The sequence below is a fragment of the Pseudoduganella sp. GW821-FHT05F09 genome (assembly GCF_059419605.1).
Genome location: NZ_JBWKSD010000001.1, coordinates 805,982 through 831,993, shown reverse-complemented (window position 1 = coordinate 831,993; position 26,012 = coordinate 805,982). Strand labels below are relative to the sequence as shown.

At 67.9% G+C, this 26,012-nt stretch carries 16 protein-coding genes; 7 read left to right on the top strand and 9 right to left on the bottom strand.

The window, feature by feature from the left end; genetic code table 11:
- Positions 1 to 7: 7 nt before the first annotated feature.
- From pelA to AC07S4_RS03520, 3 genes are read left to right on the top strand one after another with little or no spacing between them, the layout of a single operon-like run.
- Positions 8 to 3,979 carry a pectate lyase gene (pelA, locus tag AC07S4_RS03530; RefSeq protein ID WP_494985268.1) on the top strand — a complete coding sequence of 1,324 codons (3,972 nt, stop codon included), beginning with the start codon at positions 8 to 10 and terminating at the stop codon, positions 3,977 to 3,979.
- Positions 3,976 to 5,409: an oligogalacturonate lyase family protein gene (locus AC07S4_RS03525; RefSeq protein WP_494985267.1), complete on the top strand. Its 1,434-nt coding sequence runs from the start codon at positions 3,976 to 3,978 to the stop codon at positions 5,407 to 5,409. Before pelA ends, AC07S4_RS03525 begins: the two co-directional genes overlap by 4 nt.
- 25 nt (positions 5,410 to 5,434) lie before the next feature.
- Entirely contained in the window at positions 5,435 to 8,431 is a 2,997-nt protein-coding gene (locus tag AC07S4_RS03520; RefSeq protein ID WP_494985266.1) for a TonB-dependent receptor, read from the top strand.
- Positions 8,432 to 8,542: 111 nt separating this feature from the next.
- On the opposite strand, the gene AC07S4_RS03515 is transcribed toward AC07S4_RS03520, so the two are convergent.
- Positions 8,543 to 9,454 carry an MBL fold metallo-hydrolase gene (locus AC07S4_RS03515; protein WP_494985609.1) on the bottom strand — a complete coding sequence of 304 codons (912 nt, stop codon included), beginning with the start codon at positions 9,452 to 9,454 and terminating at the stop codon, positions 8,543 to 8,545.
- Positions 9,455 to 9,631: 177 nt separating this feature from the next.
- Positions 9,632 to 10,729: an alkene reductase gene (locus AC07S4_RS03510; RefSeq protein ID WP_494985265.1), complete on the bottom strand. Its 1,098-nt coding sequence runs from the start codon at positions 10,727 to 10,729 to the stop codon at positions 9,632 to 9,634.
- 129 nt (positions 10,730 to 10,858) lie between these two features.
- Here AC07S4_RS03510 and AC07S4_RS03505 point away from each other — a divergent pair, with 129 nt between their 5' ends.
- The gene (locus AC07S4_RS03505) at positions 10,859 to 11,743 is read left to right on the top strand and encodes a LysR family transcriptional regulator (protein ID WP_494985264.1); all 885 of its coding nucleotides are present in this window, start codon (positions 10,859 to 10,861) and stop codon (positions 11,741 to 11,743) included.
- A gap of 4 nt (positions 11,744 to 11,747) precedes the next feature.
- Here the strand turns inward: AC07S4_RS03505 and AC07S4_RS03500 are convergent, their stop codons facing one another.
- Genes AC07S4_RS03500 through AC07S4_RS03490 form a run of 3 tightly spaced genes read right to left on the bottom strand, consistent with a single transcriptional unit; the run spans position 11,748 to position 15,537 of the window.
- Positions 11,748 to 12,653, bottom strand: coding sequence for a ribose-phosphate diphosphokinase (locus tag AC07S4_RS03500; protein WP_494985263.1), 906 nt, complete (start codon positions 12,651 to 12,653; stop codon positions 11,748 to 11,750).
- Entirely contained in the window at positions 12,650 to 14,149 is a 1,500-nt protein-coding gene (locus tag AC07S4_RS03495) for a thymidine phosphorylase family protein (RefSeq protein WP_494985608.1), read from the bottom strand. Before AC07S4_RS03495 ends, AC07S4_RS03500 begins: the two co-directional genes overlap by 4 nt.
- Before the next feature lie 26 nt (positions 14,150 to 14,175).
- Positions 14,176 to 15,537, bottom strand: a complete 1,362-nt coding sequence (locus AC07S4_RS03490; protein ID WP_494985262.1) for an MBL fold metallo-hydrolase RNA specificity domain-containing protein — start codon at positions 15,535 to 15,537, stop codon at positions 14,176 to 14,178.
- 250 nt (positions 15,538 to 15,787) lie between these two features.
- On the opposite strand from AC07S4_RS03490, the gene AC07S4_RS03485 reads away from it, so the two are divergent.
- Entirely contained in the window at positions 15,788 to 16,630 is an 843-nt protein-coding gene (locus AC07S4_RS03485; RefSeq protein ID WP_494985261.1) for a universal stress protein, read from the top strand.
- A gap of 32 nt (positions 16,631 to 16,662) precedes the next feature.
- Entirely contained in the window at positions 16,663 to 17,511 is an 849-nt protein-coding gene (locus tag AC07S4_RS03480) for a universal stress protein (protein ID WP_494985260.1), read from the top strand.
- Here the strand turns inward: AC07S4_RS03480 and AC07S4_RS03475 are convergent.
- Positions 17,508 to 18,620: a CBS domain-containing protein gene (locus AC07S4_RS03475; protein ID WP_494985259.1), complete on the bottom strand. Its 1,113-nt coding sequence runs from the start codon at positions 18,618 to 18,620 to the stop codon at positions 17,508 to 17,510. The two genes, AC07S4_RS03480 and AC07S4_RS03475, sit on opposite strands and share 4 nt — an antisense overlap.
- A gap of 184 nt (positions 18,621 to 18,804) precedes the next feature.
- On the opposite strand from AC07S4_RS03475, the gene AC07S4_RS03470 reads away from it, so the two are divergent.
- Positions 18,805 to 21,348: a cation-translocating P-type ATPase gene (locus tag AC07S4_RS03470; RefSeq protein WP_494985258.1), complete on the top strand. Its 2,544-nt coding sequence runs from the start codon at positions 18,805 to 18,807 to the stop codon at positions 21,346 to 21,348.
- A gap of 32 nt (positions 21,349 to 21,380) precedes the next feature.
- Here AC07S4_RS03470 and AC07S4_RS03465 read toward each other — a convergent pair whose 3' ends face one another.
- The 3 genes from AC07S4_RS03465 to AC07S4_RS03455 all read right to left on the bottom strand — a co-directional run bounded on the left by AC07S4_RS03465 (position 21,381) and on the right by AC07S4_RS03455 (position 26,002).
- Positions 21,381 to 23,966 (bottom strand): bifunctional aconitate hydratase 2/2-methylisocitrate dehydratase, encoded by a 2,586-nt coding sequence (locus AC07S4_RS03465; protein ID WP_494985257.1) that lies wholly within the window; start codon positions 23,964 to 23,966, stop codon positions 21,381 to 21,383.
- A 148-nt stretch (positions 23,967 to 24,114) separates the two neighbouring features.
- Entirely contained in the window at positions 24,115 to 25,782 is a 1,668-nt protein-coding gene (locus AC07S4_RS03460) for a methyl-accepting chemotaxis protein (RefSeq protein WP_494985256.1), read from the bottom strand.
- A 10-nt stretch (positions 25,783 to 25,792) separates the two neighbouring features.
- Entirely contained in the window at positions 25,793 to 26,002 is a 210-nt protein-coding gene (locus AC07S4_RS03455; protein WP_494985255.1) for a hypothetical protein, read from the bottom strand.
- Between the last annotated feature and the right edge of the window lie 10 nt (positions 26,003 to 26,012).

Below are 26,012 nucleotides of genomic sequence, written 5' to 3'. Positions count from 1 at the left end.
AGACAGGATGACATTTTCTATGAGGACGGGCGCGCTCGGCGCCATGTGCCTGGCGCTCGCCGCACCGGCGTTCAGCGCCGTAGTCGGCACCAACACACCCGCTCCGGAAGTGACGGCGGCGCGCCTGGCCGAGCTGCCGGCTGCGCAGCGCGCCGTCTGGGCCGACTATATTGCGCGCTCGCAGAAACAGGAACGCTACGACCGCGACACCCTGGCGGCCGAACTCCGGCCCGGCGAAACGGCGCCTCCCCCGCCGCTGGCCGGCAGCAGCAAGATGCCTCTGAATAAGGACGCGGCGTGGTATGGCACCCCCGAGGCGCGCGCCATTGCGGACAATATCGCCAGCTTCCAGACCCCGTCCGGCGGCTGGAGCAAGAACCAGGACCGAACCAAGCCTGCGCGCCTGCGCGGCCAGCGCTACGCCAACGACGCCGAAACCATGGCGCTCAATACCGGCAGCTTCGACGCGCCGCATGACCGCTTCTGGACCTTCGTCGGCACGCTGGACAACGGCGCCACCACCAGCGAGATGCGCTTCCTGGGCCGCGTGCAGGCGCGCCTGCCCGGCAAGGACGGCGACGCCTACCGCGCCAGCATCATCAAGGGCATCAAGTACCTGCTGATGGCGCAGTATCCCAACGGCGGCTGGCCGCAGAACTACCCGCTGGAAGGCGGCTTCCACGACGGCATCACCTTCAATGACAACGCGGTGGCCGAAGCGGCCATGATCCTGGAGGATATCGCCGAAGGCCATGCGGACTTCGCGTTCGTGGCCCAGGACCTGCGCCAGCAAGCCGGCGCCGCCAGCGCCCGCGCCATCAAGCCCATACTGGATGCGCAGGTTGTGGTGGACGGCAAAAAAACCGTCTGGCCGCAGCAGGTGGACGCCATCACGCTGGAGCCCATTTCGGCGCGCAACTACGAGATGCGCTCGCTGGCCAGCGCGGAGAGCAGCGAAGTGCTGCTGTTCCTGATGCGCCAGCCCAATCCGTCGCCGGAAATCAAGGCCTCGGTGGAAGCGGGCATCGCCTGGCTCAAGGCGAACGCCATCTACGGCAAAGCCTTCACCAAGGTGAGCGACGAGGAAGGCCGCAAGCTGGTGGACAAACCGGGCGCAGGCCCGATCTGGTCGCGCAACTATGATATCCGGACCGGCAAGCCTATCTTCGGCGACTGGGACAAGTCCATCCAGGACGATGTCAACAACATCTCCAAGGGGCGCCGCAACGGCTATTCCTGGTACAACGCCGCGCCGCAGAAGGCGCTGGACGTCCACGCCGAGATGGCTGCCAAGGAGATCGCCATCGCTGCGCCGCAAGGCCTGAGCGGCGTGGTGGTGCGCGCGGAAACCTATGGCGCCAAGGGCGACGGCGTGAGCAACGACACGGCGGCGCTGCAAAACGCCATCGACGCGACGGCGGCGCGCAAGGGCACGCTGGTGCTGCAGCCTGGCGTGTATCTCACCGGCTCGCTGTTCCTGAAGTCCGGCATGGCGCTGCGCATCGACAAGGGCGTGAAGCTGGTGGGCGCGCAGGATATCAAGGCCTATCCGGTGATGCCGACCCGCATCGCCGGCGTGGAGCTGTCCTGGCCGGCGGCGCTGCTCAATATCTACGAGCAGAAGGACGTGAAAGTGTATGGCGAAGGCACGGTGGACGGCAACGGCAAGGTCTTCTGGGACCGCTTCCAGGCCATCCGCTACGACTACGAAGCGCGCGGCCTTCGCTGGGCCGCCGACTACGACGCGCAGCGCCCGCGCCTGATCCAGGTCTACAATTCCAGCCGCATCGAACTGGGCAACGGCCCGCAGGGTGCGCCGCTGCAGCTGGAGCGCTCGGGCTTCTGGACCGTGCAGGTGGTCTATTCGCACGATGTGAAAGTCTCCGGCATCACGGTGCGCAACAACCTCGACGGCAAAGGTCCTTCGACGGACGGCGTGGATATCGACTCCTCCCACACCGTGCTGGTGGAGAACACCGACATCGACGCCAATGACGACGCCTTGTGCCTGAAGGCCGGGCGCGATGCGGACGGCCTGCGCGTGAACCGCCCTACCGAAAATATCGTCATCCGCAATTCGACCGTGCGTTCGGCCTATGCGGGCGTGACCTTCGGCTCGGAGACCTCGGGCGGCATCCGCAAGGTGCGCGTCTACGGACTGAAGGTGGTGGGGCCGGTACGCTACGGCATCCTGTTCAAGTCGGCCGCCACGCGCGGCGGCGGCGCTTCGGACATCGATATCCATGACATCGACGTGCAGCAGGCCGAAACCGGCATCCGCATCAACCTGAACTGGTTCCCGGCCTATAGCTACGCCAAAATTCCTGAGAATATCAAGGACTACCCGGCCTACTGGAACACGCTGACGGCCCAGGTCCCGCGCGCCCAGGGCCTGCCGCAGGTGCGCGACATCCGCATCAGCCGCGTTACAGCCAAGGGCCTGAAAACGGCGCTCGAGCTGGAAGGCTATGCCGACGCGCCACTGAACAATATCCGCATCGAGGACGTGGACCTGGAAGCGGACGCGCTGGGCGCCATCCGCCATGCGCGCAATATCCAGTTTGCGCGCAGCCGCATCGTCAGCCGCAACGGCGTGCCCATCGCGCTGGAAAACGCGGACAGCATCACCGGCTTTGCGCCCATTACCGCCGAGGTGGCGGGCGTGGAAACGCACTGGCTCAGCGCGCCGCCACAGCCCAACACCGCCTTCGCCCCGGACCAGCTGCCCGCGCGCGCAGCCGTGCTGCCGGTGCTGGAATACGTGGCTGCCGCGCAGATCGCGGACATGAGCCGCCGCCCTATCCAGCTGTCCACCGGCTCCAACCTGTCCGAGATTTCCTCCAACTGGGTGGCTGCTACCTTCTATGTGGGCGCCGCGCGGCTGGCGCGCGTTTCGGAGGACAAGAACACGCTGCGCTTCCTTACCGCCACTGCGGAACACTACAACTACGCCTTCCGAGGCGCGCGCGCCGACCGCGCGCTGCTCAACGCCGACGAGCTGGCAGTCGGCGATTTGTACCAGGAGCTGTATGCGCGCCGCCGCCAGCAGGGCGTGCTGATGCCGCTGCAGCAGCGCCTCGACTTCATGACGCCCCATCTCGGCCGCGCGCAGGAAACCGCAGCCCTGATCTGGTGGTGGTGCGACGCGCTGTACATGGCCCCGCCCGTGCTGGCGCGCCAGTCGGCCCTGACCGGCGACCCTAAGTATCTGCGCGCCATGGACAAGGAATGGCGCCGCACCGCCGCCCGCCTGTGGGTGGAGCAGGACCGCCTGTTCCTGCGCGACGAGCGCTTCAAGGACGCGGACCACAAGGGCGCGGGCGGCAAGCCGGTGTACTGGGCGCGCGGCAACGGCTGGGTGATGGGCGGCCTGGCGCGCACGCTGGAATCCATGCCTGCCGGTTTCAAGGGACGCGATTTCTATACCGGCATCTTCCGCAAGATGGCCAGCCGCGTGGTGGAACTGCAGCAGGCGGATGGCCTGTGGCGCAGTGACCTGAACGATCCGAAGAGCTTCCCCGAGGCGGAGACTTCGGGCTCGGCCTTCTTCGTGTACGCGCTGGCCTGGGGCGTCAACCACGGCCTGCTGGACCGGCAGGCCTACCAGCCGGCGGTGCTCAATGGCTGGGCTGCGCTCAACCGCCATGTGCTGCCCAGCGGCCTGATAGGCGCTGCGCAGAAGACCGGCGACCGCCCGGTGCCAACCAGCGCGGACGATGTCGGCCCTTACGCCACCGGCGCCTATCTGCTGGCAGGACTGGAAGTAATGGACCTGAACGGCCCGGTGCAGGCGCTGCCTGAACCGGCTATCGCGCGCGACGATGAAGCCACCATCCTGGCCACTACGCCGCAGCCCGTCCTTCCCCGCACCGTGATCGGCGAGGCGGAAAAAGCCCGCCGCGAACAGGAAATGCGCGCCACCCGCGCCCTGGCCTACGATCCGGCGGCGCTCAAGCAGCCTGCAAGGAGCCCGCAATGACGCAAGCACGCCGCCGCACCGTATTGAAAGGCCTGTGGGGCGCATCCGCCCTGCTGCCGCTGGCAATGGCGTCCGGCCCGGGCCGAGCACAGGCACAGACGCAGGCACAGACGCAGGCAAATACGCAGACGCAGGCGCGCCAGCCTGCGCCGGACGCACCGGCCGTTCAGCAGGCCCCCGCGCCCAAGCAATGGACGGACCCGAAAACCGGCCGCCGCATCCTGCGCATTTCGGACGACGAAGGCTCGGGGGTGCTTTACTTCTACCGCCAGGCCTACACGCCCGAAGGCGACGTGATGGTGCTCAAGTCCCCTTCCGGCATTGCCGCCGTGCGCCTGAAGGACTGGAGCACCACGCTGCTGGTCAAGGGCAAGGAGAACGAACTCCTGTTCATGCTGCGCACCACGCGCGAGGCGGTCTACTCCGTCACCGACGCGGGCGACGGCGAGGCGGCGGAGCGGCCCAAGACCATCTACGCCATCCACGTCGACACCAGGAAAGTGCGCAAGCTGGCCCGCATCGCGTCCGGCGGCATCAGCGGCGCCAATGCGGACGACACGCTGCTGCTGGGCTCCGTCACCTACGGCGCCAAGCCGCTGCAGCCCAAGGACGCCGCCAGCGTCGAAAAGTTCGGCAAGGCCGAATACGCGGCCCTCGGCCCGGACGGCAAGCCGCTCAACTTCGCCAAGGCCAAGGGCGTGCGCATGCTGGAGCGCTGGGCTTCGCGCGTGCCCGCCGAGCTGTTCACGCTCGACATCAAGACCGGCCAGCGCACGGTGCTGTACACCACCGAGGACTGGATAGGCCACGCCCAGTTTTCGCCAACCGACCCGAAGCTGATCCGCTTCTGCATGGAAGGCCCCTGGCACCGCGTGGACCGCATCAAGCTGATACAGGCCGACGGCAGCGGCCTGCGCAGCGTCCACACCCGCACCATGAATATGGAAATCTGGGGCCACGAATTCTTCAGCCAGGACGGCAAGTGGCTGTGGTACGACCTGCAGACGCCGCGCGGCCAGGTGTTCTGGGTGGCGGGACTGGAACTGGCCACCGGCAAGCGCGTATGGAAGCGCGTGGAACAGAACGACTGGGGCGTGCACTTCAACATCGCCCCGGACAACCGGACCTTCGCCAGCGACGGCGGAGACTTCGACATGGTGGCCCACGCCCCGGACGGCAAATGGATCTCGCTGCTGCAAGCGGAAACCATCGTCGACGCCGAGCTGGATTCCTACAACGACAAGCTGGTCACGATCGAGCAGTTCCGGTCGACCCGGCTGGTCGACATGTCCGCGCACGACTACCGGCTCGAGCCGAATCTGCGCTTCACGCCGGACGGCAAGTGGCTGGTGTTCGCGTCGAATATGCACGGCGCAAACCACGTCTACGCCGTCGAGGCGCACGCGCCGGCCGCCAGGGCCGGCATTTAAGCCATAACAAAAAAGAGGAGACAACATGGCAGTAGCAACACACCCCAAGGCACATATCCCCCACGCCCGCCTGCGGCAAATAGCGCTCGGCGTTATCGCCCTGGTGGGAGCAACCCAGGCCCAAGCCCAGTCCCAGGCCCAGCAGGCCGCCAAGGAGGCGGCGGCGGAGAACACGGTGGTGGTCACCGGCTTCCGCGAGAGCCTGAACAACGCCCTGAACATCAAGAAGAATTCGGACGGCATTATCGACGTCATCAAGGCCGAGGACATTTCCAAGTTCCCGGATGCCAACCTGGCCGAGTCCATGCAGCGCGTGCCCGGCGTGTCCGTGGCGCAGGGCGACGGCGGCGAAGGCAAGCAGATCACCGTGCGCGGCCTGAACGCCGGCTTTACCCGCGTGCGCATCAACGGTATTGAAGGCACCACGGCCACCGGCGCGTCGGACATCAACGGCAGCACCAACCGCGGCCGCGCCTTCGACTTCAGCGTGTTCGCGGCGGAGCTGTTCAACAGCCTGGCCGTGCGCAAGACCTCCGAGGCCGGCGTGGAGGAAGGCTCGCTGGGCGCCACGGTGGACCTGCGCACCGCCCGCCCCTTCGACTTCAAAGGCGAGACCGCCAGCATAGGCGGCCAGGGCCTGTACAACACGGTCTCCCGCAAGACGCAGCCGCGCCTGACCGCGCTGTATTCGAATCGCTGGGACACCCCCATCGGCAAGGTCGGCGCCCTGGTGGCGGTGGCCTACGCCAAGCGCAGCGCCATCGAGGAAGGCTATGAATCGGTGGACAATATCGCCGGTTCGGTCAACGGCGGCTTCTGCTCGCCGGTAGGCGCAGCCACGCAGTACCCGGCCACCAACGCGCTCAAGGGCATCGACGCGCAGAACTGCGGCTTCGGCGTGCCGCGCTCGGGCAACCTGGCCGTCTACAACGACATCATGAACCGCAAGGACGATTTCGGCGGCACCGTGGCGGTTCCGCCCGGCAGCTCGGGCGCCTTCCATCCGCGCATTCCGCGCTACCGCCGCTCGCAGACCGAATACGACCGCACCGGCCTGACCGGCACCCTGCAATGGCGCCCCGACCGCGCCACCGAGCTCAATCTGGACCTGATGGGCGGGCGCTACAACAACAAGCGCTACGACAACTACATCCAGGCCATCTCCTTCGGCCGCGACATGACCGAGAACGGCAAGGGCCAGACCTCCATCGTGGAGGCCAAGTTCGACGACAAGGGCAGCTGGGTGTACGGAAAATTCAACGGCGTGGACATCCGCAGCGAAGGCTTGGTGGACGAGTACAGCACGCTGTTCAAGCAAGGCGTGCTGTCGTTCAAACGCGAGCTGACCGAAGGCGTGACGCTGGACCTGATGAGCGGCGTGTCCAACTCCCTGCTCAGCAACCCTCACCGCACCACGGTGCAGATCGACGCGCCCAATGTGAACGGCTTCACCTGGGACTTCTCCAAGGGCGGCGTGCCGGCGCTGGGCTTCGGCATGGACATCACCAATCCGAACAACTTCTCCTTCGGCCCGCAGGAGGCCAACGGCACCGTGCACGGCAACTTCGTTGGCCGCTACCTGCGCACCTCGAACGAGCTGAAAACCAACACGGCCAACCTGAGCTGGGAGGTGAACGACAAGTTCACCGTCCGCACCGGCCTGTCCGCGCGACGCAACAGCTGGTTCAACTACGAGGTGGCGTCCGGCGGCATTCCGACCCTGGGCCTGCCCGCCGGCACCACGCTGGCCAGCCTGACGCGCCAGATTTCCGGCTTCGGCAGTGGCTTGGGCAGCGGTGTGCCGTCGTCCTGGGCGGCGGTCGACATGGATAAGTTCCAGGCCGTCTACAACACCGAATGCCACTGCGCCGCCGTGCCGCTGTCGGACTACGTGCTGGCCAACCAGGTCAAGCGCCAGGTGGACGAGAAGATCAACGCGCTCTACCTGTCGGGCGACTTCAAGGTCAACGCCTGGGGCCTGCCGCTGCGCGGCAACCTGGGCGTGCGCGGCGCGGACACCACCACCACCGCCATGCAGCTGATCAAGGACCCGGCCGGCCAGCTGGTGCCGCGCGTGGTCGAGCACAGCTACCGCGACTGGCTGCCGGCCTTCAACATCACCGCCACGCTACCGAAAGACCTGCTGGTGCGCTTCTCGGCCGGCAAGACCCTGTCGCGCGCCGAGTACGTGGACCTGGCGCCGTCGGCCTCGATCAACCTGACTGGCCAGTCGGTCACGGTCGGCAATCCGACGCTGGACCCGATCCGCGCCAACACCTTCGACCTGCAGGCCGAGTGGTACTACGCGAAGAACGCGATGATTTCGGTGGGCGCCTTCCACAAGAACATCAAGACCTTCATCCAGCGCACCAATGAGCTGATGACGTATGCCGAGACCGGCCTGTCCAACTCCTACCTGACCGCCACCGGCTGCTCGATCACCGGCGCCGTGCCGGCCTGCGCGATCCAGCCGGACACGCAGGTCAGCGTGAGCCGCATGGTCAACACCAAGGGCGGCCCGCTGGACGGCCTGGAAGTGAACTGGCAGGTGCCGTTCACCTTCCTGCCCGGCGCGTGGAGCAACTTCGGCGCGCTGGCCAACTACACCAAGGTCAAGTCGCGCATCACCTACATCACCCGGGTGGACAATCCGCGCACGCCGGCCAACGAGCAGCTGACCGAGGAAGCCAACTTCATCGGCCTGTCGCCCAACGCCTACAACCTGACCGTGTACTACGAGGACAAGAAGTTCAGCGCGCGCGTGTCGGCCACGCACCGCTCGAGCTTCATCCGCGACGTGCTGCGCAACGCCAACGGCAGCGACCACTCCTTCGCCGATCCGTCCACCAAGGTTGGCCTGTCCATGTCCTACAACGTCACGCCGCAGCTGCGCGTGTCGTTCGAGGCGCAGAACCTGACCGACGAGCCGCTGCGCTACGGCAAGGACACCGGGCGCGACGACACTCTGCTGTACGGCAAATCCGGCCGTTCCTACGTGCTGGGAGCGAACTACAAGTTCTAAGCACAGCGCTGAACAGATCTTCCGTCCCCGCCTTGACTCCCTCTCGGCGGTGTTTGACGCGGGCTTGGTCCCGCGTCTTTTTTTGGGGCGGCCGATTTTTCCGGCCGCCGCTCAGAAGTCCCAGATGACAGGCACCCAGCGGAAAGCGTCGCCGTCGACGGCCACGCGGCCGACGGAGGGGAATGGGAGGTGGCTGGCTACCAGCAGGCCGCCGTTCCGGGCCAGTTCGCGGAACAGCCCGACCCGCACGCGCTCCGACTCCACCGGGTCGTGCTCGAAGCCGTTGTGCCATTCGGGGTGGTCGAAGGCGACCGGGAACATGGCGTCGCCGGCGAAGGTCAGCAGCTCGCCTTCGGACGCCAGATCCACCACGCTATGCCCCGGCGTGTGGCCGCCCGTAAGGCGCACCACCACGCCCGGCGCCACCTCATGGCGCTCCTGGAAGATATGCAGATTGCCGCGATATTCCTTCAAAAAGCTGGCGGCCGTTGAGCGCAGCACATTCGGCACCGGCGTGGGCATGGAGGTCCGGGTGAAATCCGGCGCGTCCCAGAATTCGACTTCGGCCGCCGCCACGTGGATGCGGACGTCCGGGCGCAGCTGCTCTTTCACGCCTGTGGCCAGCAGCCCGCCCACGTGGTCCATGTGCATATGGGTGATGACCACGTCCGTCACGGACGACAGGTCGATGCCGGCGGCCTTCAGCCGCGCGGGGAACTGGCCGGCGCGCGGGAAACCGGAGAACTGCGAACCCAGGCCTGTGTCCACCAGGATGATCTGCTCGCCACTGCGCGCCACCAGCACATTGAGCGGCCAGTCGAACGCCTCCTGCGGCATGAACATGTGATCCAGCCAGGCCGACAAGTCGGCCTTCGTGGCGTTGGTGGCCATGGTGGCGGTGGGCAGCGGCAACACGCCGTCGCTGACCACCAGCACGTCGATCTCGCCAACCTGCAGTGCGTAACGGGACGGGACCAGTTCCTCGGTGTGTTCGGCACGCGCGTTTTTATCTACGGTAAACATCATGACTCTCCTTAAAGACGGCCCTGCTCGGGGCCAACCAGTCGGGCGACTGGCAGCAAATTGCACGTCTTTATCGTAGAGAGTCAGGGCGCGGGCCGGTAGGCCTGTACAGGGGCACACAGTGCTGCCTCATACGCAACAAAGCACCAGGGCAAACCACAGCCCGGCCCCCGCAACTCAGGCGGCCTGGTGGAAGGGATAATCGGTGTAGCCGATTTCCGTGCCGCCGAAGAAGCTGGGGCGGTCATAGGCGTTCAGCGCCCAGCCGTTGCGGAAGCGCTCCGGCAGGTCGGGATTGGCGATGAAGTGGCGGCCGAAAGCCACCATGTCGGCGTCGCCCGCCTGCAAAATGGCTTCCGCCGAAGCCTGGCTGAAGCCGCCGGCGGCGATGATGGCGCCCTTGTAGTGCTTGCGTATCAGCTGCGCGGCCACCGGCGCCTGGTCCCTGCTCTCGTCCTCGATATTGCCGGCGATGCGCGGCTCGATCAGGTGCAGATAGGCCAGGTTCAGCGGCGCAAGCTGCTGCGCCACATAGGTGAACAGGCCTTCCGGATCGCTGTCCGACATGTCGCCCCAGCTGCCGCTTGGGCCTATGCGCACTGCCACCTTGCCGCTGCCCCAGACCGAGATGATGGCGCGCGTGGTGTCGAGCAGGAAGCGGGCGCGGTTTTCGAACGAGCCGCCGTAGATGTCGGTGCGCTTGTTGCTGCCGTCCTGCAGGAACTGGTCGAACAGGTAGCCGTTGGCGGCGTGGATCTCAACGCCGTCGAAACCGGCTTCCCTGCCACGGATGGCGGCCTGGCGGAAGGCTTCGACCAGGCCTTCGATTTCGGCAATGGACAGCTCGCGGTTGGGCGTGTTGGGCACCCAGCCTTCTGTGGTGTAGGCCACGCCGCCGTGCGGCACTTCCGAAGGGCCAACCGGGATGCTGCCGGCCGGCTGCACGTCCTTGTTCGACTGGCGGCCAGCGTGGTAGAGCTGCAGGAAGATCTTGCCGCCCTTGGCGTGCACCGCGCTGGTAACCTGCTTCCAGCCGGCTATCTGGCTGTCGTCGTACAGGCCGGGCGCGCCCAGGTAGCCGTTGCCGTTCTCGGCGGCGATGGTGGCTTCGCCGATCAGCAGGCCGCCCTGGGACGCGCGCTGCGCATAGTATTCCGCCATCAGCGGGCCCGGCATGGCGCCCGCTTCGGCGCGCATGCGGGTCAGCGGCGCGAGCACCACGCGGTGGGAGAAATTGAAAGCGCCGACGGTTACTTCAGACATTAGTTTGGACATGGTCTTCTCGAATAGGATAGGATAAAAAGGAAAGGCATACGCCATGCCGACAATGTACGGGGCTGGCCGGCAAAGATAAACGGGCCGGCCTTCCCAAGATATCGGACAAAAACTTCCGGAATAGCCTCCATGGATAGCCTCAGCGGCATTTCAATATTTGTGACCGTGGCCGACACGCGCAGCTTTACCAAGGCCGCCAGGCAGTTCGGCGTGTCCTCTTCGGCGGTGGGCAAAAGCATCGCCCGCATGGAGGAAAAGATGGCGGTGCGCCTGTTCCACCGCAGCACCCGCAGCATCACGCTGACCACGGAGGGCGAGCTGTTTCTGGAGCGCTGCCGCCGCATCCTCGGCGAGGTGGCGGCGGCGGAGGCGGAGCTGTCCGAGATGTCGGGCGCGCCGCGCGGGCGCCTGCGCGTCAGCACACCGCAGCTGACCGGCCTGGTGATGCCGGCGCTGACGGGCTTTATGCAGCGCTATCCGGAGATTGCGCTGGACATCGACCTGTCCGAGCGCATGGTGGACATCATAGAAGAAGGCTTCGACGCCGTGATCCGCACCGGCACCCAGGAGGACTCGCGCCTGGCCGCGCGCCGCATCGGCAGCTGCCCGCAGGTGGTGGTGGCCGCGCCGGCCTATCTGGAGCGGCACGGCGTGCCGTCCCATCCGCGCGAGCTGGCGCAGCACGCCTGCCTGCTGCACAAATTCCCCGCCAGCGGACGGATAGAGCGCTGGCCCTTCAAGCTTGCCGCCGGCGAAGCCGAGCCGCAGCTCAAGGAGCGCATGACCTGCAGCACCATCGAAGCCATCACCTACGCGCTGCTGCGCGGCGAAGGCATCGCCTTCCTGCCCACCTTCATCATCGCCGACGATCTCAAGGCCGGCCGGGTGCAGACCATCCTGGACGGCTATATGGACCAGACGGTGACCTTCTCCATGCTGTGGCCCGCAAGCCGCTACGCTTCGCCCAAGCTGCGCGTGTTCATCGATTACATGGTGGAGAACATGCGCGTCTGAATTGTCAGCGCTGCTGGTTCAACTGGTGCAGCAGGCGCGCGGCGGCGGCGGCCAGCGGGGCGCCCAGCGCGATGCGGTTGCTGGCGTGGCGCACCGTGTCGCAGGTGACCACGCGCGCCGCGCCGGCCGCCAGCAGCTCGGCATAGGCGCAGCCGGCAAACAGCGCATGCACGCCGACGCAGACCGGCGCGGCAAAGCCGCCTGCCTTGAGCTGCGCCAGCGCCGCCATCATGGTGCGCGCGGTCGACACGATGTCGTCCACCAGAACCGGCGTCCCGCCCGCCAGTTCGGCCAGCTGCGGCACGGACACCGCCACCTCGCGGTCGCCGGTGCGCACCTTGCTCAACACGGTATAGGGGCAGCCGGCGGCCGCGGCCACCTGCGCCACCCACTGCCCGCTCTCCTGGTCCGGCCCCACCAGCACCGGCCGCGGCACATTGCCCGCGATCCAGCGCGCCATCAGCGGTGCCGCCGGCACCACCTCGGTGGCGATGCCGTACAGCTCGGACAGGCTGCCGTGGCGGTGCAGATGGGGATCGACCGTCGCCAGCCAGTCGCAGCAGCCGCCCAGCAGGCGGGCGAAGTGGCGCGACGTGACGCCCTGGCCCGGCGCAAACGCCGCGTCCTGCCGCATATAGGGCAGGTAGGGCGCCACCAGGCCGACGCTGCGCGCGCCCAGCTCGCGCGCCACGCAGGCGCTCAGGTACAGCGCCATGATCTTGTCGTCCGGCCGCTCCAGCGCCGCCGCCAGCACCACGTCCCGGCCGGCCAGGCTGGCGCCCCACTGCGGGCAGGTCTCGCCGTCGGGGAAGCGGTGCAGCAGCAGCTGCCCGTCCTCGCCTCCCATGCCGGCGCGCAGGGCGGCGGCAAGCGCTTCGGCGCCGGGCAGCGCCGCCACGATAACGTTCATAAGCCCTCCTGTATCGTAAAGATGGTGTCCTCGCTCTCCGCGTATGCCAAGGCGTAGGCCAGTTCGCCGGGCGATTCGGCGTGCAGCGTCAGCAGCGGCTGGCCCGGCCGCACCAGCGTGCCCAGCGGCGCATGCAGCTCCAGGCCCGCCGCCGGCGCCTTGGGCGCGCCCGCCAGCTTGGCCAGGCGCGCCAGGCGGCGGTTGTCGATGGCGGTGACATGGCCCAGGTGCAGCGCGGGCAGCACATGGGTATAGGCGGCGCGCGGCGGCTCGCGCATGCCGCCCTGGGCGGCGCAAATGGCTTGCATCTTTGCCCAGGCCGCGCCGCTGTCGAGCACACTGGCCGCCAGCGCCAGGCCCTGCCCGGCATCCGCCTTGCCGCCCAGTTCCAGCAAGCTGGCCGCCAGCGTCAAGGCGCGCTGGCGCAGGTCCTGCGGCGCGCCGGCCTGGTTCTGCAGCACCGCCAGCACGTCCCAGGCCTCCAGCGCCGGCCCGATGCCCCGCCCCACCGGCTGGCTGCCGTCGCTGACGGCCACGCTGACGGCGATGCCCAGTGCCTCGCCCACGCTGGTGAAGCGCTCCGCCAGCGCGCCTGCCGCCTGCGCCGACCTGACCTTGGCCGTGCGCCCCACCGGCATGTCGATCACCACGTGGGTGGAGCCGGCCGCGACCTTCTTCGACAGCACCGAGGCCACCATCAGGCCGTCGCTGTCCAGGCCGAGCGGACGCTCGACCCGTATCAGCATGTCGTCGGCCGGACTGAGCGACATCGATCCGCCCCAGGCGATGCAGCCGCCCTCGCGCTCCACCACCCGGCGCATGGCGGGCAGGTCCAGCGCCACCGGGGCCAGCGTCTCCATGGTGTCGGCGGTGCCGGCCGGCGAAGTGATCGCGCGCGAGGACGTCTTGGGTATGGTCAGCCCGCAGGCGGCGACGATGGGCACCACCAGCAAGGTGGTGCGGTTGCCCGGCAAGCCGCCTACGCAATGCTTGTCGAGCACCAGCCCGCCCGGCCACTGCAGGCGCTGGCCGGCCGCCACCATGGCGCGCGTGAGCGCGATGGTCTCGGCCAGGTCCATGCGGTCGCCGGAGCAGGCGGTGATCAGCGCCGCCAGTTCGATTTCCGAGTAGCGTCCGTCCGCCACGTCGCGCACGATGCCGGCGGCCGCTTCGGCCCCCAACGGCCGCCCGTAGATCTTGGCCCGCACCGCCGACAGCGACAGCACCGGCCGCGCGTGCGCCACCCGCAGCGGCTCGCCGTCGGCGCCGCCCAGCGCGCGCCAGGCCGCTTCCGACAAACCCAGCTGGTACAGGCCGATCAGGCTGCCGTGCACCACGTTGAGCGTGGCCAGGATGTGCGCGTCGCCGCGCCAGACCTCGATGCGCGAGCGCGCCTCGAAGCCCTCCGACTTGCATACCGGGCTGTCGCTGCGCAAGTAGACCACGGGCTCCTGGTAGGTGTCGATGCCCAGCCGGTGCAGCAGCAGCCCGGCCATGGGCGCACCGCCATCTGCCGCGCGCTTCACGCCAGCTCCTGCCGTTCCAGGTAGTCCGGCACCCGGCAGTCCCAGTGCAATTGCTCCTCGATGCGGTGGCGCAGCGCGTCGGCCGCGGCCGGTTCGCCATGCGTGATGAAAGTGCGTTTGGGCGGCTGCTGGAAATGGCCCAGCCAGCTCAGGATTTCCCCCGCGTCGGCGTGCGCCGACAGGTTGTCGATCTGACGCACGCTGGCGCGCAGTGGCACGTACTCGCCGTGGATCTTGATCTCGGGCACACCCGCCAGCATTGCCGCGCCGCGCGTGCCGCCGGCCTGGAAGCCGACAAACAGCACGGTGTTGCGCGGATCGCCGGCGAAGGCCTTGAGATGGTGCAGCACCCTGCCCCCGGTCGCCATGCCGCTGGCCGCGATGATCACCATGGGCAGCTGCCGCTGGTTGAGCGCAATCGATTCCTCGACGCTGTTGACGATGTGCGCCGCGTGGCACATGGCCTGGCATTGGCCGTGGTCCAGCCGGTGCAGCTTGCGGTGCTTCTGGTACAGCGCCGTGGCGTCGGTGGCCATGGGGCTGTTCAGGTACACCGGCAGCGACGCCGGCAGCCGGCCTTGCTGCTTGAGCTGGTGGATGGCGTACAGGATGGACTGGGCGCGTCCGACCGCGAAGGCAGGAATGATGGTGACGCCGCCGCGCGCGGCCGTCTGGCGTATGGTCTCGCCCAGCAGCACGGCGGGATCGGCGGGGTCGTGCAGGCGGTCGCCGTAGGTCGATTCCAGCACCAGGTAGTCGCAGCGGGCGACATGGCTGGGTTCGGCCATGATGGCGTCGTGCAAACGCCCGAGGTCGCCCGAAAAGGTGACCGTGCGGGTGCCGTCGGTTATCGTGGCGATGGCCGCGCCGAGGATGTGGCCGCCCAGCGCCAGTTGGCCGCACAGCTTGCCGCAGATCTCGAACGTCCTGCCGAAGGGCACCGGTGAAAAATAGCGCAGCGCGTTCAGCGCGTCGTGCTCGGTGTACAGCGGCAGCGCCGGCGCATGCTTGGAATAGCCGTGGCGGTTCGCGTGGCCGGCCTCCTCTTCGAGCAGGCGGCCGCTGTCGGGCAGCAGCAGCTTGCACAAGTCGAAAGTCGCTTCGCTGCAATAAATCCTGCCCCGGAAGCCGTTCTTGACAAGCAGCGGCAGATAGCCGCTGTGGTCCAGGTGGGCGTGGGTCAGCACCACCGCGTTGATGTCCGCAGGCGCCACCGGCAGGTCGGCCCAGTTGCGCAGCCGCAAGTTCTTATAGCCCTGGAACAGGCCGCAGTCCAGCAGCATGCGCGCGCCGCCGGCGGTGAGCAGATATTTGGAACCGGTCACGGTGCCGGTCGCCCCCAGGAATTGCAGTTGCATGGTCGTCCCCCAGTGTGCACGCTGCAGGACGGCACGGCATGGCCGTCCTGTTAAGCGGCCACATCACTCTATCGGCCGCCTGCGGGCGCGTCAGCCCCGGAACTTGATGCAGATCAAAGTTTTCGCCAAAAAGGGCCGGCGGCGGCCGATGCGGGCAAATTTGATCTGCATCATAAAAATTCCGCATGGGCTTTGGTAGCCTGAAACTCTCTCCCATCGATTGCATGCGGCGAATTTCAAGGAGCTTGCCATGTCATACAAATCCATCCTGGTCCATGTGGATCAATCATCCCACGCCACAGCGCGCATCGAGTTCGCTGCCGAGCTGGCGCGCAGGCAGGAAGCCCACCTGACCGGCGCGGCGCTGTCCGGCCTGGCCATGGACTTCTACCGCAGCGGCGGCATGACCTGGGGCGCACCGGTGCCGCAGGAAGTGTTCGACAAAGTGAAGGAAGACAACCGGCTGGCGCTGGCGCAGTTCGACAAGCTGGCCAGCGCCGCCGCCATCAGCTATGAAACCCGCTACACCGACGACGACCCGGACTTCGGCCTGGTGCAGCAGGCGCACTACGCCGATCTGGTGGTGCTGAGCCAGACCAGCCCCGACACCAGCGGCCCGCGCTTGCTGCGCAGCCTGCCCGAGTATGTGGCGCTGAACGGCGGCCGGCCGGTGCTGATGGTGCCTTACGCCTGCGTCTTTACGCATCTCGACCGGCATGCGCTGGTGGCATGGGACGGCAGCCGCGCCGCCACGCGCGCCATCACCGACGCGCTGCCGCTGCTCAAGCGCAGCGCCCAGGTCACGCTGGCGGTGTTCGACGCGGAGCGGCAGTACGGCGTGCACGGCGACGTGCCCGGCGCCGATATAGCGCTCTACCTTGCGCGGCACGGAGTGAAAGTGGAGGTGCAGCAGCACGCCACGGCGGACGGCATCGACGTCGGCAGCGCCCTGCTGTCGCTGGCGGCCGACCTGAGCGCCGACCTGCTGGTGATGGGCGCCTACGGCCACCAGCGCTGGAGCGAGATCATCCTGGGCGGCGTGACGCGCCGGGTACTGCAATCGATGACGCTGCCCGTGCTGATGTCGCATTGAACGGCGGCGCATCGCCCCTCAAAGGAGTGTCCATGGCATACAAACGGATTTTGGTGCATGCCAGCCTGTCGCCGCACGCCGCCGCGCGCATGGCGCTGGCGGCGCGGCTCGCGCTGGCGTGCGATGCGCACCTGACAGGGCTGGCCTGCACGGGCGTGTCCCGCTACGCGCTGCCCGCCGACGCCGCGCGCCTGCCGCCGCAGGCCGCCGAGCGGCTGGCGTTGTGGCGCGCAGACGCGCGCGCGGGCCTGGAGGAGTTCGAAGCGGCCGCACTGGCTTGCGGCCTGCGCCAATATGCGCCGCGCCTGGCAAACGATGTGGCGGAAGAGGCCCTGCTGCACCAGGCCGCCTTCCACGATCTCGTCGTACTGAGCCAGGGCGGACCGGAGGAAGATCCGCACGGGGCAATCCGCGACCTGCCCCAGAATTTGCTGCTGCGCTGCGGCCGCCCGCTGCTGCTGGTGCCCAGCCGCGACAGCGCCTTCAAAGCCGCCGCGCCGCCCTTCCGCAGTCCGCTGCTGGCCTGGGACGGCAGCCGCGCGGCGGCGCGGGCCATCCGCGATGCCTTGCCGCTCCTGAAAATGGCGCAGGATGCGACCCTGCTGCTGCTCAACGATGCGCGCCATGCGCAAGGGGGCGCCCCTGCGCCCGGTCCGGCCATGGCGCAGTTCCTGGCGCGGCACGGGGTGCGTGCCAAGGTGCGCTGCGAGCATACCGTCGCGCCGCTAGGCCATGCCCTGCTGGCCATCGCCAGGGAAACCCGCGACGACCTGATCGTGATGGGCGGCTATGGACACCGCCGGCTCGCCGAAACGCTGCTGGGCGGCGTTACCAGGACATTACTGGCCAGCATGCCGGCGCCTGTCCTGATGTCGCACTAATACGCCACGCTCTCTTTGGGCGGCGGTTCGGCGTCATGCCCGGCCGGATAGCCTACGGTCTGCGCCAGGATGACGCGCTGGCCCGGCAGCAAGCCCATGACGCGCGCCAGTTCGGCCTGGTCGAACCACGCGCGCGCCACCGCAGCCATGCCTTCGGCCGCGCAGAACAGGTAGACGTTCTGGCTGATATGGCCCGCGTCTATGCCGGCGTGCAGCAGGCGCGCGGCGTGGTCTTCGCTGGCCAGCCGCTCCAGATTGGCAACGTACAGCAGATTCACGGGCGCGCTGCCCACGAAGTCCTGCTTGCCCGTCGCGGCGCGGATGTCCTCCCGGCCGCAAAGGATAAGCGATGGCGCGACCGGCTCGTAGCGGTACCAGCCGCTGGCCAGCGCCACGTAGACATCAATTTCCTGGGCGTTGGACACCGAAGGCGCTGTGCGGCAGCCATCGGCGGGCCGGTTGATGCCGAACGCCGCCCACAACAGCCGCGACAGCCTGTAGCGCGACAATTCCCTGGTGCTGAACAAGCGCTGCGACCTGCGCAGGCTGAGCATGTCGATCAAGGCGATGCCCAGCGCGCCGATATCGGCGTCCAGCTCCAGCGCCGCCGTGCCCACCAGGCTCAGCGAGCCGCCTTGTCCCGCGCTTTCGGCGGCATCGCCCCGATCCCCAGCGCGCTGCGGCGCCGGGCCCGCCACCGGCAGTTGCCGCAGCATGGCCTGGACCAGATTGGCGCGGCTGACCAAGCCATCCAGGCGGCCGTCGCGCAGAACCGGCACGCGCTTGATATGGTGCTTCTCCATCAGCGCCGACACCTCTTGCAGCGGGGTGTCGGGCGCAACGCTGATTGCTGGCGCGGTCATCGCGTCCCCGGCCAGGCAGTCAGCCCCGTTCCAGTCGCGGCCCGCCCCCGTGCGGCGCAGCAGGTCGCTCTCCGACAAGACGCCCAGCAGCTTGCCGGCCGCATCGACCACCGGCAAACCGCTGATGCGGTGTTTCAGCATCAGGCTGACGGCGCGGTGCAGCGTCGCTTCAGGCCCCACTGTCACCAGCAGGCGCGCCATAACATCGGCGGCTATCATGGTCCCCTGGGGGAATGTGCTGCGCATACTTTGCTCCTGCAAATCGTTAATCATGGCCAACTATGACCGCCGGCCGCTCCCCGATCCATGATCTGGATCAAATTTACCCTTACCAGCGCGGCATCCCAAGCTGGTTTGCGGATCGGGCGGCATGGCTGCAATTTGATCCAGATCAACAAATCGCGCTGACCTCCTTGCTACCATCGGCAGAATGAACTCCACAGCGCAAGCACCCATACAGCAGCATGAAGGACTGGCAAGCGCGGAAGCGGCCAGCCGCCTGCAGCGCGACGGCCCAAACGCCATGCCCAGGGATGGCGCGGCCTGGAAGCGCATCCTGGGCCGCAGCGCGCGCGAACCCATGTTCGTTCTGCTGCTGGCCGCCGCCGTCCTGTACCTGATACTGGGCGAACCGGCCGAGGGCATGGTGCTGCTGGCGATGTTCGCCGCCACGCTGGGCATGACCTTGTACCAGGAAGGCAAGACCGCGCACGCGCTGGAGAGCCTGCGCAAGCTGAGCAATCCGCAGGCGCTGGTGCTGCGCGACGGGCAGCGCCGCCGGATCGACAGCAGCGAGCTGGTCGAGGGCGACCTGCTCCTGCTGTCCGAAGGCGACCGCGTGCCTGCCGACGGCCAGCTGCTGTCCGGCCCCGGCCTGCTGGCCGACGAATCGCTGCTGACCGGCGAAGCCGTCAGCGTGCAGAAGCAGCCGGTGGCCGAAGCGCTGCCGCCCGCTCCGCCCGGCGGCGACGGCCTGCCTTTCGTCTACGCGGGCAGCCTGGTGGTGCAGGGTCACGGCCTGGTGCGCGTCACCGCCACCGGCGCGCGCAGCGCCATGGGCGGCATCGGCGCCGCGCTGCATGGACTGGAGCCCGAGGCCGCACCGCTGCAGCGCCAGGTTCAACGGCTGGCGAGCCGCTTTGCCGTGCTGGGCCTGGCGATGAGCGTACTGCTGGTGCTGCTGGCCGGCTACCAGCATGGGCGATGGCTGGAAGCGCTGTTGGCCGGCATCGCCCTGGCCATGTCCGCCCTGCCGGAGGAATTCCCCGTAGTGCTGACGGTCTTTCCGGCCCTCGGCGCCTGGCGGCTGGCCCATGCCAAGGTACTGACGCGGCGCCTGGCCGCGCTCGACACCCTGGGCGCGGCAACCGTGCTGTGCATGGACAAGACCGGCACGTTGACCGAAAACCGCATGCAGGTGGCGGCCCTGCAAACTGCGGACGGGGCGCGGCTGGACCTGCCCTCCCAGCCAGCCCGGCCCGTGCTGCCCGAGCCATTCCACGCCGCCGCCGAATGCGCCATGCTGGCCAGCAGCACGGGAGCGGCAGACCCTATGGAACAGGCGATCCACAATCTGGGCGAGGCGGCCCTTGCCGGCAGCGCGCATTTGCACCCTGACTGGATATTGGCGTATGAATACGGCTTCTCGGCCGCCACGCGCTGCGTTTGCCATGTCTGGCACAGCGGCAGCGGCTATGTGATTGCAGCAAAAGGCGCGCCGGAAGCCGTCGCCGCGCTGTGCCGCCTGGACGGCCCCGGACTGCGCGCCATGCAGCAAGCGGCGCAGGCCATGGCCGGCAACGGCCTGCGCGTGCTGGCCCTGGCAAGCGCCCGGCTGGCGGCGATGCCGGCGGCGGGCTGGCCCGCCAGCGCGGCAGGCCTGGACCTGCAATACACCGGCCTGATCGCCCTGCGCGACCCCTTGTGCGCCGACGTGCCGGCAGCGGTCCAGGCCTGCCGCGCCGCCGGGGTACGGCTGCTGATGGTGACCGGCGACTACCCCGCCACGGCCGCCGCGATAGGCCGCCAGGCCGGCATGGCGGAAGGCGCCATCCTGAGCGGCGACGAAATGGCTAACCTGGACGACGCCGAGCTGGCCGTCCGGCTGCGCGGCGCCAGCATTTGCGCCCGCATAGCGCCCGAGCAGAAATTGCGCATCGTGCGCGCCTTGCAGGCCGGCGGCGACATCGTGGCCATGACCGGCGACGGCGTCAACGATGCGCCCGCCCTGCGGGCCGCGCACGTCGGCATTGCCATGGGCGGGCGCGGAACCGACGTGGCGCGCGAAGCGGCCGCCATGGTGCTGCTGGACGACCGCTTCGCCTCCATCGTGCAGGCCATCGCAGCGGGCCGCCGCATCTATTCCAATATGCGCAAATCGCTGGCCTATGTGATGGCGGTGCACGCGCCCATCGCCGGCATGGCGCTGCTGCCCGTACTGCTGGGCTGGCCCACCGTGCTCTACCCCATGCACATCGTGTTCCTGGAACTGATTATCGACCCGGCCTGCTCACTGGCGTTCGAGAACGAGCCGCCAGATCCCGGCCTCATGCAGCGGCCACCGCGCAAGGCCGGCGCGCCCATCTTCGGGCGCGGCGAACTGCTGCTGGCGATGCAGCAGGGACTGTGCACGCTAGCGCTGACTGCGGCGGCCTATGCATGGGCCTTGACCGCCCTGCCCGCCGACAGCGCGCGCACCATCGCCTTCGCCGTGCTGGTGACGGGCAACCTGCTGCTCATGCTGGCCAGCCGCAACTACGGATCGGAGCGCAGCCGGGTGCTGCGCGGCGAAAACCGCATGCTCTGGACTTTGTGCGGCGCCGCGCTGGCGCTGCTGGCGGCGGCCATCTATGTGCCGCCGCTGGCCCAGCTGTTCCGCCTTGGGCCTGTGGGGCCAAGCGCGCTGGCCGCCGTGGCCGGCTTTGGCGCGGCCCAGCTGGCCCTGCTTTCGCTGCCGCGAAAAAAAAGCCCCTGAAATTTCAGGGGCTTTTTGCGGAGTGCCTGGATTTACATCTGCACGGAGTCTGCCACGGTACGGAATTCTTCGATCTGGTCGAAGTTCATGTAACGGTAGATGTCGTCCGCGTTGTCGGCGATCACGCCGATGTGCGACATGTATTCCGCCTTGGTCGGAATGCGGCCCAGGGCCGAGCATACCGCCGCCAGCTCGGCCGAACCGAGGTAGACGTTGGTGTCGATGCCCAGTCGGTTAGGGAAGTTGCGGGTCGAGGTCGACATCACGGTGGCGCCCTTGCGGATCTGCGCCTGGTTGCCCATGCACAGCGAGCAGCCCGGCATTTCCATGCGCGCGCCGGTGCGGCCCAAGGTGCCATAGTGGCCTTCCGAGGTCAGCACTTGCGCGTCCATCTTGGTCGGCGGCGCGATCCACAGGCGCACTGGAATGTCGGACTTCCCTTCCAGTACCTTGGAGGCGGCGCGGAAGTGGCCGATGTTGGTCATGCAGGAGCCGACGAACACGTCGTCGATCTTCGCGCCGGCCACTTCGCCCAGGGTCTTCACGTCGTCCGGATCGTTCGGGCAGGCCACCACTGGCTCGTGGATGTCGGCCAGGTCGATTTCGATGACGGCGGCGTATTCCGCGTCCGCGTCCGGCGCCAGCAGTTCAGGGTTGGCCAGCCAGGCTTCCATGGCGTGGATGCGGCGCTCCAGGGTGCGCTTGTCCAGGTAGCCGGTCGCGATCATCCACTTCATCAGCGTGATGTTCGAGTTCATGTACTCGATGATAGGCTCTTTATCCAGGTGCACCGTGCAGCCGGCGGCGGAGCGCTCGGCCGACGCGTCGGACAGCTCGAACGCCTGCTCGACCTTCAGCTTGGGCAGGCCTTCGATTTCCAGGATGCGGCCGGAGAAGATGTTCTTCTTGCCCTTTTTGTCCACGGTCAGCATGCCCTGGCGGATGGCGTACAGCGGAATGGCGTTGACCAGGTCGCGCAGGGTGACGCCGGGCTGCATTTCGCCCTTGAAGCGCACCAGCACCGATTCCGGCATATCCAGCGGCATCACGCCGGTGGCGGCCGCGAAGGCCACCAGGCCCGAACCCGCAGGGAAGGAGATACCGATCGGGAAACGGGTGTGCGAGTCGCCGCCGGTGCCCACGGTGTCCGGCAGCAGCAGGCGGTTCAGCCACGAGTGGATCACGCCGTCGCCCGGACGCAGGGCCACGCCGCCACGGTTTTCAATGAAGGCGGGCAGTTCGCGGTGGGTCTTGACGTCCACCACTTTCGGGTAGGCGGCGGTGTGGCAGAAGGACTGCATCACCAGGTCGGCCGAGAAGCCCAGGCAAGCCAGGTCTTTCAGCTCGTCGCGGGTCATCGGGCCGGTGGTGTCCTGGGAGCCGACGGTGGTCATCTTCGGTTCGCAGTAGGTGCCTGGGCGGATGCCCTGGCCTTCCGGCATGCCGCATGCGCGGCCCACCATTTTCTGGGCCAGCGAGTAGCCACGGCCGCTGTCGGCAGGGTTCTGCGGCAGGCGGAACAGGGTCGACGGCGCCAGGCCCAGCGCTTCGCGCGCCTTGGTGGTCAGGCCACGGCCGATGATCAGCGGAATGCGGCCGCCGGCGCGCACTTCGTCGAACAGCACGTCGGACTTGACGGTGAACTCGGCGATGACGATGCCGTTTTTCAGCGCTTTGCCGTCATACGGACGCAGTTCGATCACGTCGCCCATTTCCATCTGCGACACGTCCAGTTCGATCGGCAGCGCGCCGGCGTCTTCCATGGTGTTGTAGAAGATAGGGGCGATCTTGGCGCCCAGGCACACGCCGCCGAAACGCTTGTTCGGGATGAAAGGAATGTCTTCGCCGGTGAACCACAGCACCGAGTTGGTGGCGGACTTGCGGGACGAGCCGGTGCCCACCACGTCGCCCACGTAGGCGACCAGGTTGCCCTTGGCTTTCAGCGCTTCCAGCTGCTTCAGCGGGCCGATTTTGCCCGGTTCTTCAGGATTGATGCCTGGACGCGGGTTTTTCAGCATGGCCAGCGCGTGCAGCGGAATGTCCGGACGGGTGGTGGCGTCGGGCGCCGGCGACAGGTCGTCGGTGTTGGTTTCGCCGGAGACCTTGAACACGGTCAGGGTCAGGCTTTGCGGTACTTCAGGACGCGAGGTGAACCACTCGGCGTCGGCCCAGGACTGGATCACTTCCTTGGCGCGTGCGCTGCCCTTGTCGGCCAGCTCTTTCACGTCGTGGAAGTAGTCGAACATCAGCAGGGTCTTTTTCAGGCCTTCGGCCGCGACCTGGCCGACGACGTCGTCGTCCAGCAGGTCGATCATAGGCTTGATGTTGAAGCCGCCCAGCATGGTGCCCAGCAGACGGGTCGCCAGTTCGCGCGACACCAGCGGGCTGGTTTCAGTGCCCTTGGCCACAGCGGCCAGGAAGGCGCATTTGACCTTGGCGGCGTCGTCCACGCCGGCAGGTACGCGGTAGGTGATCAGGTCGACCAGGAAGGCTTCTTCGCCGGCCGGCGGGTTTTTCAGGAGTTCGACCAGTTCCGAGGTCTGGGCAGCGGAAAGCGGCAGCGCGGGAATGCCGAGGGAAGCACGTTCGGCGACGTGGTCGCGGTAGGCAGCTAGCATGAAAAACTCCTTCAGTTTCGGTTAATAGCGGCGGACGCCGGGACGCATCCGCCAGTTCTGTGCGCTATTGTACCTCAACAAGTCTTCTATAAGACATAAGACGAACCACGAAAGGCAACTTTTGCCACACCCGCCGCCGCCCGCCGTGCTAGCGGCGGGTGTAGGCCACGCTGGAAGGCGGCGTGGCCGCGCGCGGGCGGCGGCCTCCGGCGGGGAAAGGCAGCACGCGGCGCCCGCCCTCGGGGGCGGCGGCCGTCAGCCTGAACACGGCGATCGCCGCGCGCAGGTGGTCGGCCTGTTCGCGCAGGCTGCCGGCGGCCTGCGCCGACTGCTCCACCAGGGCCGCGTTCTGCTGGGTGTTCCTGTCCATGTCGGCCACCGCATGGTTGATCTGGTCGATGCCGCTGCTCTGCTCCGCGCTGGCTTGCGCCATGTCGGCCATGATGCCGTCCACCTGCCGCACCGCCGCGACGATGCCGGCCATGGTGTCGCCGGCGTCGGCCACCTGGCGGTTGCCCGCTTCCAGGCGCCGCACCGTGTCGTCGATCAGGCGCTTGATTTCCTTGGCCGCGCCGGCCGAACGCTGCGCCAGCGAGCGCACCTCGGCCGCCACCACGGCAAAGCCGCGCCCCTGCTCGCCGGCCTTGGCCGCCTCCACCGACGCGTTCAGGGCCAGCAGATTGGTCTGGAAGGCGATGCCGTCGATCAGGCCGATAATGTCCTCGATGCGCTTGCCCGCCTTGCTGATCTCCAGCATGGTGGCGCCCACCCGCGCCACGGCCTCGCCGCCGCGCGCCGCCACCACCGAGGCCTGCCCCACCAGCTGGCTGGCCGCCTGGGCGTTGCCGGCGTTCTGGCGCACGGCCAGGGCCAGCTGCTCCATGCTGGAGGCGGTGTCCTCCAGGTTGGTGGCCTGGCGCTCGGTGCGCACCGACAGGTCCATATTGCCGTCGGCGATCTCGCGCGTGGCGGCGGCCATGGTGTCCACGTTGCCGCGCACGTCGCCCATCATGGCCAGCAGATTCACGTTCATCTGCTGCATGGCGCGCAGCATCTGGCCCACGTCGTCGCTGCGGGTGGTGGCGATGTTCTGGCTCAGGTCCCCGCCCGCAATGGCGCGCGCGGCCGCGATCGCCCTTTGCATGGGGATGCCGACGCCGTGCCGCACCGTGAACTCCAGCAGCGCTATCGCCGCCACGCCCAGCGCGCCGGCCCCGGCGAAGAAAGCGCCCAGGCCGCCGCCCAGCTGCGTCAGGCCCGCCACGCCGACGGCGGCGAACAGCAAGGCGATCAAGGCCAGCGCGCCGGCGATGCGCAAGCGCAGCGAGGAAGCCAGCACGCGCGAGGCCAGTCCGGCCAGCCCGCTGCGCACCACCTGCCCCTGGTGCAGCGCAAGCCGCTGCGGATTGCCGCTGCGGATGCTGCGGTAGATGCGTTCGGCGCTTTCCACCTGGGCGCGCGTGGGCTTGCGGCGCACCGACAAATAGCCCGTCACCGCGCCGCCCTCCTGCAGCGGCGTGGCGCTCGCGTCCACCCAGTAGTAGCTTCCGTCCTTGCGGCGGTTCTTCACCACGCCGTTCCACGGCAAGCCCGCGCGCAGCGTGCGCCACATGTCCTCGAAGGCCTCGGGCGGCATGTCCGGATGGCGCACCAGGTTGTGCGGCGCGCCGACCAGCTCCTGCCCGGAAAAGCCGCTCACTTCGATGAAGTAGGGATTCACATAGGTGATCCGTCCCTTGAGGTCCGTCTTGGACACGATGTATTTGCCGTCCGCCAGCGGATATTCGACGCTGGTGACGGGAAGGTTTTGTCGCATGCTGCTCTCGCTATTTGCTTGGATTGAGGGGGGCCGGCGCGCATGCGCCGGAGTCCGGCCGGACAGCCTGGGACGGCCCGGCAGGCTCGCGCTGGCGCCCGACATCGAGCCGGAAGTAATCAATGGCGGCCTGAAAGGCCTCGGACGGGCGCTCCCGCTGGCGGCCGGCCTGGCCGGCGTTGCGGGCCAGTTGGGCAAACTGCGCAATGTTCAGTTTCATGTGCTGTCTC